This window comes from Bradyrhizobium sp. Pha-3, from assembly GCF_042258325.1.
Classification (GTDB): domain Bacteria; phylum Pseudomonadota; class Alphaproteobacteria; order Rhizobiales; family Xanthobacteraceae; genus Bradyrhizobium; species Bradyrhizobium elkanii.
On record NZ_CP170151.1, the window covers coordinates 4,306,133 to 4,319,984 of the forward strand.

General features: G+C 65.0%; 18 protein-coding genes. 8 read left to right on the forward strand and 10 right to left on the reverse strand.

What is annotated here, in order from left to right; genetic code table 11:
* Positions 1-47 precede the first annotated feature (47 nt).
* Entirely contained in the window at positions 48-500 is a 453-nt protein-coding gene (locus ACE10X_RS19920; RefSeq protein ID WP_028344830.1) for a DoxX family protein, read from the forward strand.
* A gap of 117 nt (positions 501-617) precedes the next feature.
* Here the strand turns inward: ACE10X_RS19920 and ACE10X_RS19925 are convergent, their stop codons facing one another.
* The 4 genes from ACE10X_RS19925 to ACE10X_RS19940 all read right to left on the reverse strand — a co-directional run bounded on the left by ACE10X_RS19925 (position 618) and on the right by ACE10X_RS19940 (position 4,671).
* Positions 618-1,175: a dihydrofolate reductase gene (locus ACE10X_RS19925; RefSeq protein WP_375764471.1), complete on the reverse strand. Its 558-nt coding sequence runs from the start codon at positions 1,173-1,175 to the stop codon at positions 618-620.
* A 17-nt stretch (positions 1,176-1,192) separates the two neighbouring features.
* Entirely contained in the window at positions 1,193-2,194 is a 1,002-nt protein-coding gene (locus ACE10X_RS19930; protein ID WP_038383735.1) for a polysaccharide deacetylase family protein, read from the reverse strand.
* A 171-nt stretch (positions 2,195-2,365) separates the two neighbouring features.
* Positions 2,366-2,935 carry a glutathione peroxidase gene (locus ACE10X_RS19935; protein ID WP_375764472.1) on the reverse strand — a complete coding sequence of 190 codons (570 nt, stop codon included), beginning with the start codon at positions 2,933-2,935 and terminating at the stop codon, positions 2,366-2,368.
* 107 nt (positions 2,936-3,042) lie between these two features.
* The gene (locus ACE10X_RS19940; RefSeq protein WP_375764473.1) at positions 3,043-4,671 is read right to left on the reverse strand and encodes a L,D-transpeptidase; all 1,629 of its coding nucleotides are present in this window, start codon (positions 4,669-4,671) and stop codon (positions 3,043-3,045) included.
* A gap of 223 nt (positions 4,672-4,894) precedes the next feature.
* On the opposite strand from ACE10X_RS19940, the gene ACE10X_RS19945 reads away from it, so the two are divergent.
* On the forward strand, positions 4,895-5,452 hold the full coding sequence (locus tag ACE10X_RS19945; protein ID WP_038383737.1) for a CreA family protein: 558 nt from the start codon (positions 4,895-4,897) through the stop codon (positions 5,450-5,452).
* 43 nt (positions 5,453-5,495) lie between these two features.
* On the opposite strand, the gene ACE10X_RS19950 is transcribed toward ACE10X_RS19945, so the two are convergent.
* Positions 5,496-5,720 (reverse strand): hypothetical protein, encoded by a 225-nt coding sequence (locus tag ACE10X_RS19950; RefSeq protein WP_028344836.1) that lies wholly within the window; start codon positions 5,718-5,720, stop codon positions 5,496-5,498.
* A 177-nt stretch (positions 5,721-5,897) separates the two neighbouring features.
* Between ACE10X_RS19950 and ACE10X_RS19955 the strand changes: the two genes are divergently transcribed.
* A complete protein-coding gene (locus ACE10X_RS19955; RefSeq protein ID WP_375764474.1) occupies positions 5,898-6,311 on the forward strand; it encodes a hypothetical protein in 414 nt (137 codons plus the stop codon).
* A 40-nt stretch (positions 6,312-6,351) separates the two neighbouring features.
* Entirely contained in the window at positions 6,352-6,759 is a 408-nt protein-coding gene (locus tag ACE10X_RS19960; protein ID WP_375764475.1) for a hypothetical protein, read from the forward strand.
* A gap of 51 nt (positions 6,760-6,810) precedes the next feature.
* On the opposite strand, the gene ACE10X_RS19965 is transcribed toward ACE10X_RS19960, so the two are convergent.
* The 3 genes from ACE10X_RS19965 to ACE10X_RS19975 form a co-directional block, all read right to left on the reverse strand.
* On the reverse strand, positions 6,811-7,056 hold the full coding sequence (locus ACE10X_RS19965; RefSeq protein ID WP_051002894.1) for a DUF6719 family protein: 246 nt from the start codon (positions 7,054-7,056) through the stop codon (positions 6,811-6,813).
* A gap of 11 nt (positions 7,057-7,067) precedes the next feature.
* Positions 7,068-7,217, reverse strand: a complete 150-nt coding sequence (locus ACE10X_RS19970) for a hypothetical protein (protein ID WP_016843044.1) — start codon at positions 7,215-7,217, stop codon at positions 7,068-7,070.
* Between the two features lie 146 nt (positions 7,218-7,363).
* Complete coding sequence (locus tag ACE10X_RS19975; protein WP_375764476.1) at positions 7,364-8,878, reverse strand: PLP-dependent aminotransferase family protein; 1,515 nt, start codon at positions 8,876-8,878, stop codon at positions 7,364-7,366.
* 106 nt (positions 8,879-8,984) lie between these two features.
* Between ACE10X_RS19975 and ACE10X_RS19980 the strand changes: the two genes are divergently transcribed.
* Positions 8,985-9,677, forward strand: coding sequence for a pyridoxamine 5'-phosphate oxidase family protein (locus tag ACE10X_RS19980; RefSeq protein ID WP_375764477.1), 693 nt, complete (start codon positions 8,985-8,987; stop codon positions 9,675-9,677).
* A gap of 54 nt (positions 9,678-9,731) precedes the next feature.
* Positions 9,732-11,009, forward strand: coding sequence for an ArgE/DapE family deacylase (locus ACE10X_RS19985; protein ID WP_375764478.1), 1,278 nt, complete (start codon positions 9,732-9,734; stop codon positions 11,007-11,009).
* Positions 11,010-11,223: 214 nt separating this feature from the next.
* On the opposite strand, the gene ACE10X_RS19990 is transcribed toward ACE10X_RS19985, so the two are convergent.
* Positions 11,224-12,009, reverse strand: coding sequence for a cobalamin-binding protein (locus ACE10X_RS19990; RefSeq protein ID WP_375764592.1), 786 nt, complete (start codon positions 12,007-12,009; stop codon positions 11,224-11,226).
* A gap of 148 nt (positions 12,010-12,157) precedes the next feature.
* On the opposite strand from ACE10X_RS19990, the gene ACE10X_RS19995 reads away from it, so the two are divergent.
* Complete coding sequence (locus tag ACE10X_RS19995) at positions 12,158-12,556, forward strand: PaaI family thioesterase (protein WP_038383747.1); 399 nt, start codon at positions 12,158-12,160, stop codon at positions 12,554-12,556.
* A gap of 140 nt (positions 12,557-12,696) precedes the next feature.
* Complete coding sequence (locus ACE10X_RS20000; RefSeq protein WP_038383748.1) at positions 12,697-13,320, forward strand: GNAT family N-acetyltransferase; 624 nt, start codon at positions 12,697-12,699, stop codon at positions 13,318-13,320.
* Positions 13,321-13,455: 135 nt separating this feature from the next.
* On the opposite strand, the gene ACE10X_RS20005 is transcribed toward ACE10X_RS20000, so the two are convergent.
* The gene (locus tag ACE10X_RS20005) at positions 13,456-13,764 is read right to left on the reverse strand and encodes a hypothetical protein (protein ID WP_016843036.1); all 309 of its coding nucleotides are present in this window, start codon (positions 13,762-13,764) and stop codon (positions 13,456-13,458) included.
* Positions 13,765-13,852: the final 88 nt, after the last annotated feature.

A 13,852-nucleotide genomic window follows, 5' to 3' on the forward strand; every position in this document is an offset into this window, starting at 1 on the left:
CGCTTGGCCTGCTTCGTCCGATTTCCGCCATCCAGTGAGGCCGACCCATGCCAGCGTTCATCACCTTCGGGCGGATCCTGTTCGCCGTGCTGTTCCTCTATTCGGGGGCGAGCAAGCTGTTCGGCATCCAGGCGACGGCGGATCTGCTCGCGGCCAAGGTGACGATCCCGGCGGTGGTCGCGCCCTATACGCAGCAGATCGAAGCCGCCGTCGGCATGCCGTTCATGCAGCTGCTGGCGATCACGATCGGTGGCTTCGAGATCGTCGCGGGGCTGATGATCGCGGTGAACGTGCTGGCGCGGTTCTTCGCGATCCTCCTGATCATCTTCGTGTGCTTCGCCACCTTCTACTTCCATGATTTCTGGAATCAGCCGGCGCCCGACAACCTCAGGACGCTGATCGATGCGCTGAAGAACCTGTCGCTGATCGGCGCGCTGTTCATCATCGCCGGCTACGGCCGCGGCCCGCGCCGCGACGACCCGGCCTATGGGGACGTGTAGGAGACGATACGGCGTAGGATGGGTAGAGCGCAGCGAAACCCATCATTCGTCAGGCTGGCGCGTGGCGATGGGTTTCGCTTCGCTCTACCCATCCTACGGACTGCGAACAGCGATCCCTCAACCCACGCGCCGCCACGGCGTCACGCTGACATCATGCGCGGCGTCGATCAGTTCCGGCGTGCCGGCGTGCAGGCCGTGCGCTGACAGCACCTGCTGCGGGCTGCGTGCGGGGACGCCGGGAAAGCACGGCTCGCCATCGGGGATGCGCACCTTCGGCGCGACCGAGAGCCAGAACGTGTCGTAGCGGTCCATGAACCTGCCGAACACGCCGGGGCCGCCGATGATCGCGACCATGCCCGAGGTCACGCCGGCCTCGCGGCTCGCGGTCTCGAACGGGCAGCCGGCGGGATTCCACAGCAGCGCCTTCGGATTGTCAGGGGCGGGCGCAGTGGCCGCGACCTTCCTGGTCAGGATCAGGCGCCGCCGCTTTGGCGCGTTCAACTGCTCTTCCTGGGAGTGACGGCCATGCACGACGAGGTCGGCGCGGTCGAGGGCCGCGGTGAAGAACCGCTTGTCGCCCTCGATCTTGAGGTCGTCGGGCATCACATTCCGCGCATTCGCCAGCCGGCCATCGGCGGAGACGATGACGAAGCCTTCGATACGCAGCGCACCCACCAGGATTGTCGCCGGCGCTATTGCTGATCGACGGTCGTGACGACGCTGTTCACCGGGCGCGAGCTTACGGTCGGCAGCTTGACGTCCTTGGCGAGCTCCTGCTCGTATTGCGGCAGCACCGTCACCGGGAACTTGGCGCGCATCGCGACCACCTTGTAGCCGCCGGCCTTGAGCTGCGTCAGCAGAGTGGGCAGGGCTTCCGCGGTGTGCTTCTGGAAGTCGTGCATCAGGATGATGCCCTTGCCGAGCTTGTTCAGCTTCTTCATCACGGTGTCGATCACCTGCTGCGGCTTGCTCGCCTTGAAGTCGAAGGAGTCGAGGTCGCAGGAGAAGATCGCGATGTTGCGGTTGCCGAGATAGGTCACCATCTCCGGCGGATGCTGCAGCGCCGGGAAGCGGAAGAACGGCGAGGGTGAGGTCTCGAGCGCCCACTTGACCGCGGCGTAGCCGCGCTCGATCTCGTCCTTCTTCTGATCCTCGGTGAGCTTCTTGTTGTTCAGATTGGCGTGCGACCAGGTGTGGGCGCCGACCGTGTGGCCGGCGGCATAGACCTGCCGCAGGATTTCGGGGTGATAGGTCGCATGCTTGCCGATCGGGAAGAAGATGCCCGTGGTGCATTCATCCGCGAGCGCCTTCAGCACTGCCGGCGTGTTGCCCGGCCACGGGCCGTCGTCGAAGGTCAGCACCACCTCATGGTCGCGCAGGAAGTCGAGCTGCTTGAAATGCTCGAAGCCGAAGCCGGGACCGCCGGTGGTGTCGATCTCGACCGTGCGGCCGACGCCGAGCGCGTTCGGATTGTTGCAGGCGGCGCGCGTCGGCTGCGGCGGTTGCTTCGGCGGAACCGGGGCTGCCGTTGCGGTTGCCGGCGGCGGGGCTGCGGCGGCGGGCGCGGGAGCCGCGGCCGCTGGTGCTGCCGGTGCCGCGGTGGCGCCCTTGGCGGGCGGCGTCTGCGACCAAGCTGCGCTCGACGCGAGCAACGATACGGTCCCTGCGAAAATCAGACCTGTCGCAATGCGCATGGCGTGTTCCCTGCTGATCGCGCTCCCGGCGCCGGCAATGCCGCGACCGGGTCGCTTCGCCCCCAACCGATCGTACCCTAGTCGCAGTGGCGACGCCAAGGCAATGAACGTGGCGAGCGCGTGTCCAAAATCCTCGTCGGATCAGTTAATTCCGGGGATTATCGCGATATCTCAGGCGGCCGCCAGTGCCCGTGCGATCCCGGTCTTGATGCGCGTGTCATCGGGCGCAACCGACTCAGCGAAAACGTCGGCGATGTAGCCGTCGCGGCCGATCAGGTATTTGTGAAAATTCCAGCGCGGCACGTCCTTGGGCCGGGCCTCCGCCGCCCAGCGGTAGAACGGATGCGCGCTCGCGCCGCGGACGATTGCTTTCGCCGCGATCGGGAAGGTGACGCCATATTGATGCTGCGCAGTCTCGGCGATCTCGGTCGGGCCGCCGGGCTCCTGGCCGCCGAAATCATTGGAGGGGACGCCGATGATGACGAAGCCGCGATCACGGAATTCGGTCCAGAGTTGCTGCAGGCCGGCATATTGCGGCGTGAAGCCACAAAGCGAGGCCGTGTTCACGATCATCAGGGGCCGGCCGGCATAGTCGGCAAGTCTGATATCGCCGCCGCCGAGTGCCGGGAATGAGAAGGCGTAGGCGGTGATTCGGCTCATCGCGGGCTGCTCGGCATGCAGCGGGCGGGATGCTGCGGCTGCGGCTATCGCGGCCACGATCAGTGTCCTGCGGTCCATCATGGTCTCGTCCCCGGAACAGATGTCGTGGACATCATAATCCAGCGGGCCGGCTCAGGCTTTCAAGAAGGCGTTATGGGCGGGCCCAGTTGGTCGCCCGTACGGAGACCTCAGCGCAGCGGCAGGATGAAGTCGGTGCCTTCGCCGGTCTCGCCCTGGTTCACGCCGAGGTCGGAGACGATGATCGATCCGCCGGTGCCGAGCGCTTCGCTGATCCGGGCCATCACGTCGGCCGGAACGGAGATGCGGTCGAGCGCCTCGGCCGGAGTGTTGGTCACCGGCTGCGGCTTGGCCTCGGCCACCGCTGCGGCCGCGACCCTGCGGCGATGCGAGGCGCGCTCCTCGACGTCGATGCGGCCGGCGTTGCGGGTCGGCAGCGTCACCACCGACCAGCGCAGCAGGTTCGTATCGGTCTTGTCAACTTGCGCGGTGAACACATGCGTGCCGAGCGGCCGGTCGCTTGCCGCGATCGTCACCGGCACCTCGAACAGCGGCGCAAAATTCTGCCGCACATAGAGCTTGGAATCCTTGCGGCTGATGAACACCGCGATCTGGCCGGCGCGCTTCGGCACGTCGATCCTCGCGGTGCCCGGCAGCCGCGCCGGATCCTTCTTGGCGTCGGGCGTATCGGCGGCTGCCTCGGCGGGCTCGTCGGCTTTGGCCTCCGCCTTCACCGGATCGCTTGCGGAGACCTCGTTCTTTGGCGTGTCGGTGCTGGCGGTGGTTTCGCCGACCGTCCTGTCATCCGTGTTCGTGTTCCTGTCGCGGGCGGCGGAATTGGCCTCGGCCGGCTTGTCGGCGGCGGCCGTCTCGGGTTTCACCGCCTCGGACTTGTCCGCGGCGATCTTCTCCGCGATGGCGTCACGCGCTGTGGAAGAGGACGCATCGGACATCGTCACCGACGCACTCGCTGCCGGCATCGCGCTGCTGGCGTCGGCGGTGTGGGTGTTGTCGCGCAGCGACGCGGCGGCATGGCCGACGCTGCTGCGCAAATCGAGACTGGACTGCTTGTCGGCGCCCTTGTCGCTCTTCACGCCGAGCGGCGCATCCATCTTCAGGATGTCGTCGGCGACCGGCTGCTGCGGGGCCATCTTCTGCGTGACCAGCAGCGGATGCGAGAAACTCTCCGGAGAGATCGTGCCCGGCGTGACGAACACGCGGGCGCCCATTCGCGTCCAGTTGTACATCTTGACCGCGAACGACATGGGCATGCGGATGCAGCCATGGGACGCTGGATAGCCGGGCAGCACGCCGGCGTGCATGGCGATGCCCGACCAGGTGATGCGCTGCATATACGGCATCGGCGCGCCGCTGTAGATGTTGGACTGGTGGTACTTCTGCTTCTGGATGACGCTGAAGACACCCATCGGGGTCGAGTGCCCCTTCATGCCCGTTGACACCGGGCTCTCGGCATAGAGGCCATTGGCGTCGTAGAGGCTGACCCGCTGCTGGTCGATCGAGACCGAGATCATCAGGGGACCTTGCGGCTTGCTGCCGGCCTCCTTCTCGAGCGCCGGATTCTTCTTGGCCGTGTTGCGCTTCGGCTTCTGCCGGTGCGGCTGTGGCAGCGGCATCGGCTCGTAGTCGCCGTAGAAGGCGGAGTCGCGGTTCCAGTAATAGAGCGCTGCATCGGCCTGTGTGGAGGCGGCGACGGTGCCGGCGGTCGTCAGAATTGCAAGCTGCCAGAACCGCTCATTCGCAAGATCAAAAATCGAAATCCGCCGTCCACCTGCGCGCATATTCCGAATCCCAGTCCAAACTACCTGTTGGTTGTCGCAGACGCACAACGCGTTCACCAGCGCAAGCGTTCTAACCCTTCCGTGAGGGGCGAATTTTCGACGAAAGAGTAGCAAAAAAGCCTCACAAGAGGTTAAAGCGCGCGGTCCGATCACCGAACTGTCAGCGCCTTCCTGTGCGGCGTTTGTGCACTACATAGGCGGGACCCACCCCGCGGAGACCTCAATGACATCGAGATATGTGAGCTTGTGTGACCTGCGACGGTTATCTCGCTGGATATGCGCGGTGCTGCTGATGTTGCTGGCTTTGGGGCAGGCAGATCCTGCGGCCGCGGCCGACGAGCCGGACCTGATCTTCCGCCGCTCCACCGTGTTCAAATGGGTGAGCCCCAACGACAAGCTCGCGACCTATGGCGTCGACGATCCCGAGGTCGAGGGCGTCGCCTGTCACTTCACTGTACCGGAGAAGGGCGGCTTCAAGGGCTGGCTTGGCCTTGCCGAGGAAGTCTCCGATATCTCGCTGGCGTGCCGGCAGATCGGGCCGATCCGCTTCAAGACCAAGCTCGGGCAGGGCGACGACATGTTCAGCAAGCGCCGGTCGCTGTTCTTCAAGAAGATGCAGATCGTGCGCGGCTGCGACGCCAAGCGCAATGTGCTGGTCTACATGGTCTATTCGGACCGCCTGATCGAGGGCTCGCCAAAGAACTCGACGTCCTCGGTGCCGATCATGCCATGGGGCGCGGCGGACGCTGCCGTGCAGAAGTGCGGCGAGTTCATTCAATAGCTGGAGCAGGGGCTTGGCCCAGGCGGCTGAGGCGGTGGGCGAGCTAGCGCTCGGTTTGCCCGAACTGCTTCGCGCTGATGCGAAGGCCCGGTTTGACCTTCGAGTCGCGGCAGCCGACGAGGCGGACCAGCTTCTGCGGTGCGCACTCATTGTCGCCCATGACGTAGGCGCCTTGCTGCGGCATCGCGGCCGTCATCTGCTGCTGGCCGGATTTGCTCGCCGCGGATTCATTGCCAACACCGATGTTGCCATTGCCCACGACTGACATCCTTCGTTGGATCGGGAGGGATTACCACAACGTGCCACCGCGAAGATGGTTGCACGGCGCCCAGATATGAGTCGGCCAAACCGCCGCCCGGTTCACGGCCGTACTTGCTGTGCTGCTTCCTCTCTCAGCAGAGGAAAGTTAACAAAGCGCGCTAGCTCGTTCAGCTTGCACGCATAATTGGCCGTCGATCCGGCAGCAGCCGGGGGCGGGCATTGCCGCGTGAAGTTTTCAACAGCCTTTCCAGGCGCGCTCCTGCCGCTGAAATCATTGGTGTTTTCCGGCGAATGTTTCGTGGACCGCTGGTCGACGAAACAATTCCAGGTCCGACGAAACCATTTTCGGCTTGTTCCGCAGAACTCCGGAAACGGCAGATCGTTATCAGACCGTCACACAACGGCGCCGGATGCCGAGCGGAATAACGGAGACTGTCAGATGCGGACCATGAGCCTGATCCTCGCCTTCGCCTTTGTGATGGCCGGTTCGTCGATGGCAGGCTCCCCGGACAGCGGTTTGCCCGGAATCGGCACCTTCTCCTATAACGGCTCGCCGGTGGTCACCCCGGCCCCGATGGTGATGGCGCAGGCTAACTGATCGCGACGCAAAAAATAGAACTGCCGGTAAAGGCTCCCCCATGGTGCTCCGTATCTGTTCCGCCGCGATGTTGGCATCGCTCGTCCTGATGGGCCCCTTTGCGGGCGCCGCGCAGGCCCAATCCCAGCTCCCGCTCGAATCGATACAGATCCGCTCGCTGTACCGCGTGCCCGAACCGCGCGACGAGTTCGTGCGGCAATGCGCGCCGCACATGCTTGGCCGCTGGGCGCATCCCGAGGCCGTGTGCGGCTGCCTGCACGACCACGCCGCCGCGACGGTGGACGATCCCGACCTGCGCCAGGCGCTGCTGCGCGGCATCAGCGAGACCGGCGTGCCGACCATCGAGACCGATTGGGTGCCGCCGTCCAAGCAGGGCGAGATCGGCCCGACCTTCACCAAGATCGCCAAGCCGACCCTGCAATGCATGTTCGAGCCGGTCTCGAACTGAGCCGCGCATCAAAGCAATGAGGACCGCAGCGCCTCGCGACAGCGGAGCGTTTTACTTTTTGGCGAGGCGCGGCACGCAGCTGCTGGTCCGCACCACGCCGTTCTGGCTCAGCCTGGAGCCGACGACCTGCTTGATCTGCCCGGCCGGGCACGAGCCGTCATCGACAAGGACGCGCTGCCCGACCCGCAGATCGACGATGTCGCCCTCACGCATATAGGACTGCTCAGCTGCGGCGGATTGCGCCATCGCGCCAAGAGCTGCGACGCTGACCAGCGCGACGAGTCTCAAGCGCAGCATCGCAGCCTCCTTCACTTGTTCTGGATCTTGAGCCCGTCGGGCCCGACATTGATCTGAAGGCCTTCGGGCTGCTTCTTCGCCTGGTAAAGATTGTAGCCGAGCATGCCTGCGATCACGACCAGCGCGGCGATCACGAGATACAGGACGTTGCGATTTGGCATCCGGTATCTCCGTAAGCGGACACTGGAGCGTTTTCAAGCGAAGTGGATACCGGTTCGCGTGAAGAAAACGCGTCAAAACAACAATCAAGAGCCCGGTTCCGATCCCATCGGAACGGAAGGCTCTGACTGAACGCGCGCGACCTTAGTCAGGTGACTGCGATTCTCCTAGAGCGCTGCGGCTTGGCGGATGGCTTGACCGATGTCCTGCGCGTCGCGCGCAGCGCATCGAGCGTTGTCTTCGCCAATCGTTCCGCGGACGCGACGAGTTGCGGAACCGGATGACCGGAAAATCCCAGCACGAAGCCGGGCAGTGGCGGCGCGCGATGATAGGTCTCGGCGAGCAGCCAGCCGCCGACGCCGGCGGCCGCCTTTGCCTGCGCGGCAATCAGCGGATCGGTCGCGGGATCGAGCCGCGCCACGAGGTGCAGGCCCTGCGAGGGCACGGGAACCGTGAGCTCGCCCTCCGAGGCATTGGCAAGCGTCGACGCCAGGACGTCGCGCGCCTCGCGGTAGAGTTTGCGCGATTTGCGTAAGTTGGCGGCGAAGGCGCCGGAGTTCAGCATGTCGGCGACCGCGCCTTCCATCGACGTGGCGGGAAAGCGGTCGAGCGCAGCGCGCGCCGCCGTCACCGGGCCGATCAAGGCTTCGGGCAGGGCGCAATAGCCGATCCGCAATCCCGGAAAGAGTGTCTTAGCAAACGTGCCCATGTAGATCACGCGGCGCAGATGATCGATGCCGGCGAGCGACAGCAGCGGCGCGCCGTCATAGCGGAACTCGCTGTCGTAATCGTCCTCGAACACGAAGGCGCCGGCGTCCCGTGCCCAGTCGAGCAGCTCGAGCCGGCGCGGCATCGACATCTGCACGCCGAGCGGAAACTGGTGCGAGGGCGTGACATAGGCGGCGCGCGCTTGCGGCGCGGACGCGCGCCCCTTGTCGATGCGCATGCCCGACATGTCGACCGGCACCGACACCGGACGATAGTCGCAATGCTCGATCGCACGCCGCGCCGCCGGATAGCCGGGGTCCTCGCACCACACCTGGTCGCCGGGCCTGAGGATCGCCCCGAGCACGATGCGCAGCGCATGCAGCGTGCCCGAGGCCAGCATGATCTGGTCGGGGTCGCAGCGCAGCCCGCGCGCCGACAGCAGATGGTCCGATATTGCCGCGCGCAATTCGCTGCTGCCGCGGGGGTCGCCGTAATGCAGATGCTCGGACCCGAACGCGCGCAGCCTGCGGCCGGCAAAGGCGCGGAAGCGCTGCAGCGCGCGCTCGTCGATATGGGTGCAGCCGAGCGACAGCGCATTGTGCTGCGGCGGCTCGATCTCGATCCTCGCGCGTCGCGGCGCGGTGGCCTGGGCCGGAATGCGCGACGCCACGAAGGTGCCGGAGCCCGTGGTCGCCACCGCAAAGCCGTCGGCGATCAGCCGCTCATAGGCGGTGGTGACGGCGTTGCGGCGGAAGCCGGTCTGCCTGGCGAGCGCGCGCGACGGGGGCAGCGGCTCGCCCGGCTTGACGAGGCCGCCGACGATCGCGTGGCACAGCGCCTGATAGAGCCGCTGCTGCGAGGCCGCGCCCGCCGTCACATGCGGGCCGCCGAGGTCGAGCGGCAGCTCGGCCTTGCGCGCCGCGGGCTCCCGGGAATTGGTCGGAATTTTTCGCATGGAATTGGCACTATCACAGACCAAATGGGCCGCTACAACTCTGGACAGATTCCAGATTTCGAAAGGCACCACCGTGACCGAAGGCGCATCCGCTCCGTCCTACCCCATGTCCTCCCGCAACCGGGTGAAGCGCCGCCACGACCGCGGCTTCTACGACCACGCCACCGTGCACAGGATCCTCGACGCCTCGATGCTGTGCCACGTCTCCTACGTGATCGACGGCCAGCCCTATTGCACGCCGACCTTCTTCTGGCGCGAGGGCACCAGGCTCTACTGGCACGGCTCGAGCGCGAGCCGGATGCTGGAGAACCAGTCCGAAGGGCAACGCGTGTGCCTGACGGTCGCCCATCTCGACAGCCTGGTGCTGGCGCGCTGCGGCTTCAACCACTCGGCCGACTATCGCGCGGTGATGGCGTTCGGGCCAGCCTATCTCGTCACCGACCCCGCAGAGAAGGAACGCGCGATCGTCGCGATGGTCGACCGCTTCTTTCCCGAGCGCACCGCGAGCCTGCGTGCCAGCAACAAGCAGGAGATCAAGGCGACCTCGTTCATCGCGATGGAGATCGAGGAGGCTTCGGCAAAAATTCGCGCCAAGGGCGTCGCCGACGATGACGAGGATTATGAGTTGCCGATCTATGCCGAGCGCATTCCGGTGCGCACCGTGCTCGGCGCGCCCGAGCCGTGTCCGCGGCTGCTCGACGGCGTGACGCGACCGACGACGCTCGATGGCTATTCGGAGGGCCGGCTGCTCGAAGATGCATTGCGGGATGCCTATTTTGCGCAATACAAGGCGGACTGAAATCGGGCTACGTTGCGGCTCCCCCCTGATCTGTTTTCCCGATGGAGCCAAAGCATGACTGCCGAGACGCAACAACGAATCCTTAGCGCCGTTGACGAGGGATTCGATGCGCAGCTTGCGACGACGCAGGCCTTTGTCGCGATCCCCTCGACCCGCGGCGCCGAGGGGCCGTGCCAGGACATGATCGGCGATCTGCTGCGCGAGCGCGGCTACGAGGTCGACGACTGGCACATCGATCCCGACGAGCTCAAGGATTTGCGCGGCTTCGGCCCGATCGAGCATGATTTCTCGAAGGCCCGCACCGTGGTCGGCACCTACCGCCCGGCCACCAATGCCGGCAAATCACTGATCCTGCAGGGCCACTGCGACGTGGTGCCGACCGGTCCGCTCGAGATGTGGGAGACGCCGCCGTTCTCGCCCGTCATCAAGGACGGCAGGATGTATGGCCGCGGCGCCTGCGACATGAAGTCCGGTACCATCGCCGCGCTTTATGCGCTGGATGCGATCAAGAAGGCCGGGTTGAAGCCGACGGCGCGGATTCACTTCCAGTCTGTCATCGAGGAGGAGAGCACCGGTGTCGGCGCGCTCTCGACCCTGCAGCGCGGCTATCGCGCCGATGCCTGCTTCATCCCGGAGCCGACCAACGGCAAGATGATCCGCTCGCAGGTCGGCGTGATCTGGTTCCGCCTGAAGGTGCGCGGCTTCCCGGTGCATGTGTTCGAGGCCGGTGCGGGCTCGAACGCGATCATGGCGGCGTATCATCTGATGCATGCGCTGGAGAAGCTCGAGATCGCCTGGAACGAGCGCGCCAAAGCCGACCGCCATTTCAAGGACGTCAATCACCCGATCAATTTCAATCCGGGCATCATCAAGGGCGGCGACTGGGCCTCCAGCGTGCCGGCCTGGTGCGACGTCGACTGCCGCATCGCGGTCTTGCCGGGTTGGTCGATCGCCGAGTGCCAGAAGGAGATTCTGGCGTGCGTGTCGGCGGCGGCGCGCGATCATCGCTTCCTCTCCAACAATCCGCCGCAGGTCGAATGGTCGGGCTTCCTGTCGGAAGGCTACGAGCTGGTCAACTCCGAGGCACCGGAAGCTGCCTTTGCCAAGGCGCATCAGGTCGTCTATGGCGGCGTGGTGGAAGACCGCGCCTTCACCGCGTTGACCGACACGCGCTTCTACGGCCTGAACCACAACATCCCGAGCCTCTGCTTCGGCGCCACCGGCGCGGCGATGCACGGCTTCAACGAATATGTCGAGCTGGAGTCGCTGCGGAAAGCGACCAAGGCGATGGCGCTGTTCATCGCGGAATGGTGCGGCGTGGAGAAGGCGTAGGCAGCCTCTCGCTCACGTCATTGCAATGACAGTCTTGCGCGCGATAGCGCAGCAACAAATTCGCTGTCGTCCCGGCGAAAGCCGGGACCCATACTCCGCGGCGGATGTTGTGATTGGACTCGTCCTTGCAGAGCCGCACAACAAGCAAGATCTGTGGTTATGGGTCCCGGCTCCGTGCGCAATCGCGCACTCGGCCGGGACGACGCTGGAGGGGTCACCACTCCTCCCACAACGCCTTCACGATCGCATCGAGCCCATCGGTCAGCGCGGCGGGGCCGGGCTGCAGGATGATCGGCGACTTGATCTCGACGATGCGGTCGTTGCGTACCGCCGGGATGTCGCTCCAGCCCTCACGCTTGCGGATGCGGTCGGGCACGACCTTCTTGCCGCACCAGGACGCCAGGATCACGTCGGGCATCGCCGCACGCACGGCGTCAGGCGTGACGATGCGATCCTTGGCCGCCTTGTGCGCGCGCAGATGCGGCAGCGCATCGGTGCCGCCGGCGATCCCGATCAGTTCGGACACCCAGCCGATCCCGCTGATCAGCGGATCGTCCCATTCCTCGAAATAGACTTTTGGCCGCGGTGCCGGACGCGGCGTTGCCGCGATCGTGGCCAGCCGTTGTGCGAGGTTTTGCGCAAGCCGTTCGGCGCGGTCGGCGGCACCGACCATCGCGCCGAGGCTGCGGATCATCGCGAGGATGCCGGCGACGTCGCGCTGGTTGAAGACGTGGACGGCGACGCCGGCGCGCACGAGATCGGCGACGATGTCGGCCTGCAGATCCGAGAAGGCGAGCACCAGATCGGGGTCCAGCGCCAGGATTTTTGGCTTGTCGGCGGAGATGAACGCCGAAACGCGCGGCTTCTCGCGGCGGACCTGCGGCGGCCGCACGGCATAGCCGGAGACGCCGACGATGCGGTCCTGCTCGCCGAGCAGATAGAGCGTCTCGACCGTCTCTTCGGTCAGGCAGACGATCCGACGGGGAGGGAAGTCGCGCATCGATGACGGTATGCAGGCTCGACGGCACATTGTCACGGATGTCATGACGTCATTCGCGCCATTACCTCAGACGTCATTGCCGGGCCCGCTCGGGCAATCCATCATGCCAATATCAACCTCGAAGAAGGCCACGAAGCCGGGAGTGCCCATGACGCCGCTCGAAAAGATCCAATCGATGAAGATGCCGTTTGCGGAACTGAAGGGCGTCACCTTCACCGAGGCCGACCAGGACCGGGTGGTCGCGAAAATGGTGGTGCGGCCGGACCTCTGCACCCTCCGCAACACGATCCATGGCGGCGCGGTGATGGCCTTTGCGGATTCGGTCGGCGCCGCCGCGACCGTGATCAACCTGCCGGAGGACGCCAAGGGCACCACGACGCTGGAGAGCAAGACCAACTTCATCGGCGGCGCCAAGGAAGGGACGACCGTGATTGCGACCGCGACGCCGGTACACCGGGGTCGGCGGACCCAAGTGTGGCAAACCAGGCTGGAGACCGAAGACGGCAAGCTGGTCGCCGTCGTCACCCAGACACAACTGGTATTATAATGAGGCGATGATGTGATTTTGCAATCACAGCATTGTTTACTTAAATGAATCTGAGTGCTTGAATTTTATGGTGCGACGCACAATATAGGAGCTGCTAGGGACTCGACGCCTCCTCGAGGGCTACCAAGAGGAGTTATGAAATGAACTATGATTCCATTCGCGCGACGCCCGCCAAGGGCACCGTGCGGACGTTGAGCCAGCAGGAAGAGCTTCCGCTGCTGCGCGATCACCTGCTGCGGCTGGATCGCACCAGCCGCCATGATCGTTTTCATGGCTTCATCGACGACAGCTTCATCCGCCGCTACGCAGAGCGCTGCGCCAATGACGGCACCGTCATCATCGCCTATTTCGAGGACGGCGTGGTCCGCGGCGCGGCCGAATTGCATCCCCCGGAACAGTCTCCGGATGCACAGCCCGAGATCGCCTTCAGCGTCGAGCGGTCGGCGCGGCGGAAGGGCGTCGGCAGCACCTTGTTCCGCAAGCTGATCGCCGAGGCGCATGCCAAGGGCTACGGCAGCCTGCGCATCACCACCGGCGCCCAGAACGATGCGATGCGGGCGCTGGCCACCAAGTTCGGTGCCCAATTGACCTTCCGTCATGGGGAGTCGACCGGCAGCATCGACCTGAGCGAGCAGCAGCAGCCCGAAACGGCGCCGGCTGTCGCCGCGGTGACGCCGGTCGAGGCCGCGCGCGCGATCGTCGACATGAACCGCGCCTATTGGCGCATGGTGATGCAGATCTCCGGCTGGGGCCGGGCGGCCTGAGCCGGTAGCGTTCCAAGCGAAGTGGATACCGGTTCGCGTGAAGGAAACGCGTCCAACAAGAATCTCAAATCAGACGAAAAAGGGCAATCAATTCAATGGATTGCCCTTTTTCTTTCAGCAATTGGATGGTGCTTCTCAGGTGCCGGTGCGCTTGTCGGTCGCAAAGCGGCGGACCACGCGGCGCTCGACCACAACGGAGCGCTGCGCGCCCTGTTCGCCGGCGATGACGCGGGTTGCCGTGCCGGTCCGGGCACTGACGCGCGCAGTCTTCTTCACCTCGGCGAGCACATCGTCATAGGGCAGCCCCATCAGGGCCGACGCGATCTCGGCCTGGGCCTCCACGTCATCGGTGATGCCGATGGCAGCGAAGATTGCTTCTTCCAGCGTCGGGGGATCATGCCGCACGCGCCGGGTGCCATACTTGGTATTCCAGTCTCCGCTCATCGCCGCCTCATCTTTGAATCGCGGGAGATACGTAAGGTCCCCAATGTTGCATTGCAATATGAATGTGAGATGGCAATCCAGCCATGCA

Coding starts and splice junctions, on each gene's coding strand:
- ACE10X_RS19920 (WP_028344830.1), top strand. CDS start 48: ATGCCAGCGTTCATCACCTTCGGGCGGATCCTGTTCGCCGTGCTGTTC.
- ACE10X_RS19930 (WP_038383735.1), bottom strand. CDS start 2,194: ATGCGCATTGCGACAGGTCTGATTTTCGCAGGGACCGTATCGTTGCTC.
- ACE10X_RS19935 (WP_375764472.1), bottom strand. CDS start 2,935: ATGATGGACCGCAGGACACTGATCGTGGCCGCGATAGCCGCAGCCGCA.
- ACE10X_RS19940 (WP_375764473.1), bottom strand. CDS start 4,671: ATGCGCGCAGGTGGACGGCGGATTTCGATTTTTGATCTTGCGAATGAG.
- ACE10X_RS19945 (WP_038383737.1), top strand. CDS start 4,895: ATGACATCGAGATATGTGAGCTTGTGTGACCTGCGACGGTTATCTCGC.
- ACE10X_RS19950 (WP_028344836.1), bottom strand. CDS start 5,720: ATGTCAGTCGTGGGCAATGGCAACATCGGTGTTGGCAATGAATCCGCG.
- ACE10X_RS19960 (WP_375764475.1), top strand. CDS start 6,352: ATGGTGCTCCGTATCTGTTCCGCCGCGATGTTGGCATCGCTCGTCCTG.
- ACE10X_RS19965 (WP_051002894.1), bottom strand. CDS start 7,056: ATGCTGCGCTTGAGACTCGTCGCGCTGGTCAGCGTCGCAGCTCTTGGC.
- ACE10X_RS19970 (WP_016843044.1), bottom strand. CDS start 7,217: ATGCCAAATCGCAACGTCCTGTATCTCGTGATCGCCGCGCTGGTCGTG.
- ACE10X_RS19975 (WP_375764476.1), bottom strand. CDS start 8,878: ATGCGAAAAATTCCGACCAATTCCCGGGAGCCCGCGGCGCGCAAGGCC.
- ACE10X_RS19980 (WP_375764477.1), top strand. CDS start 8,985: ATGTCCTCCCGCAACCGGGTGAAGCGCCGCCACGACCGCGGCTTCTAC.
- ACE10X_RS19985 (WP_375764478.1), top strand. CDS start 9,732: ATGACTGCCGAGACGCAACAACGAATCCTTAGCGCCGTTGACGAGGGA.
- ACE10X_RS19990 (WP_375764592.1), bottom strand. CDS start 12,009: ATGCGCGACTTCCCTCCCCGTCGGATCGTCTGCCTGACCGAAGAGACG.
- ACE10X_RS19995 (WP_038383747.1), top strand. CDS start 12,158: ATGACGCCGCTCGAAAAGATCCAATCGATGAAGATGCCGTTTGCGGAA.
- ACE10X_RS20000 (WP_038383748.1), top strand. CDS start 12,697: ATGAACTATGATTCCATTCGCGCGACGCCCGCCAAGGGCACCGTGCGG.
- ACE10X_RS20005 (WP_016843036.1), bottom strand. CDS start 13,764: ATGAGCGGAGACTGGAATACCAAGTATGGCACCCGGCGCGTGCGGCAT.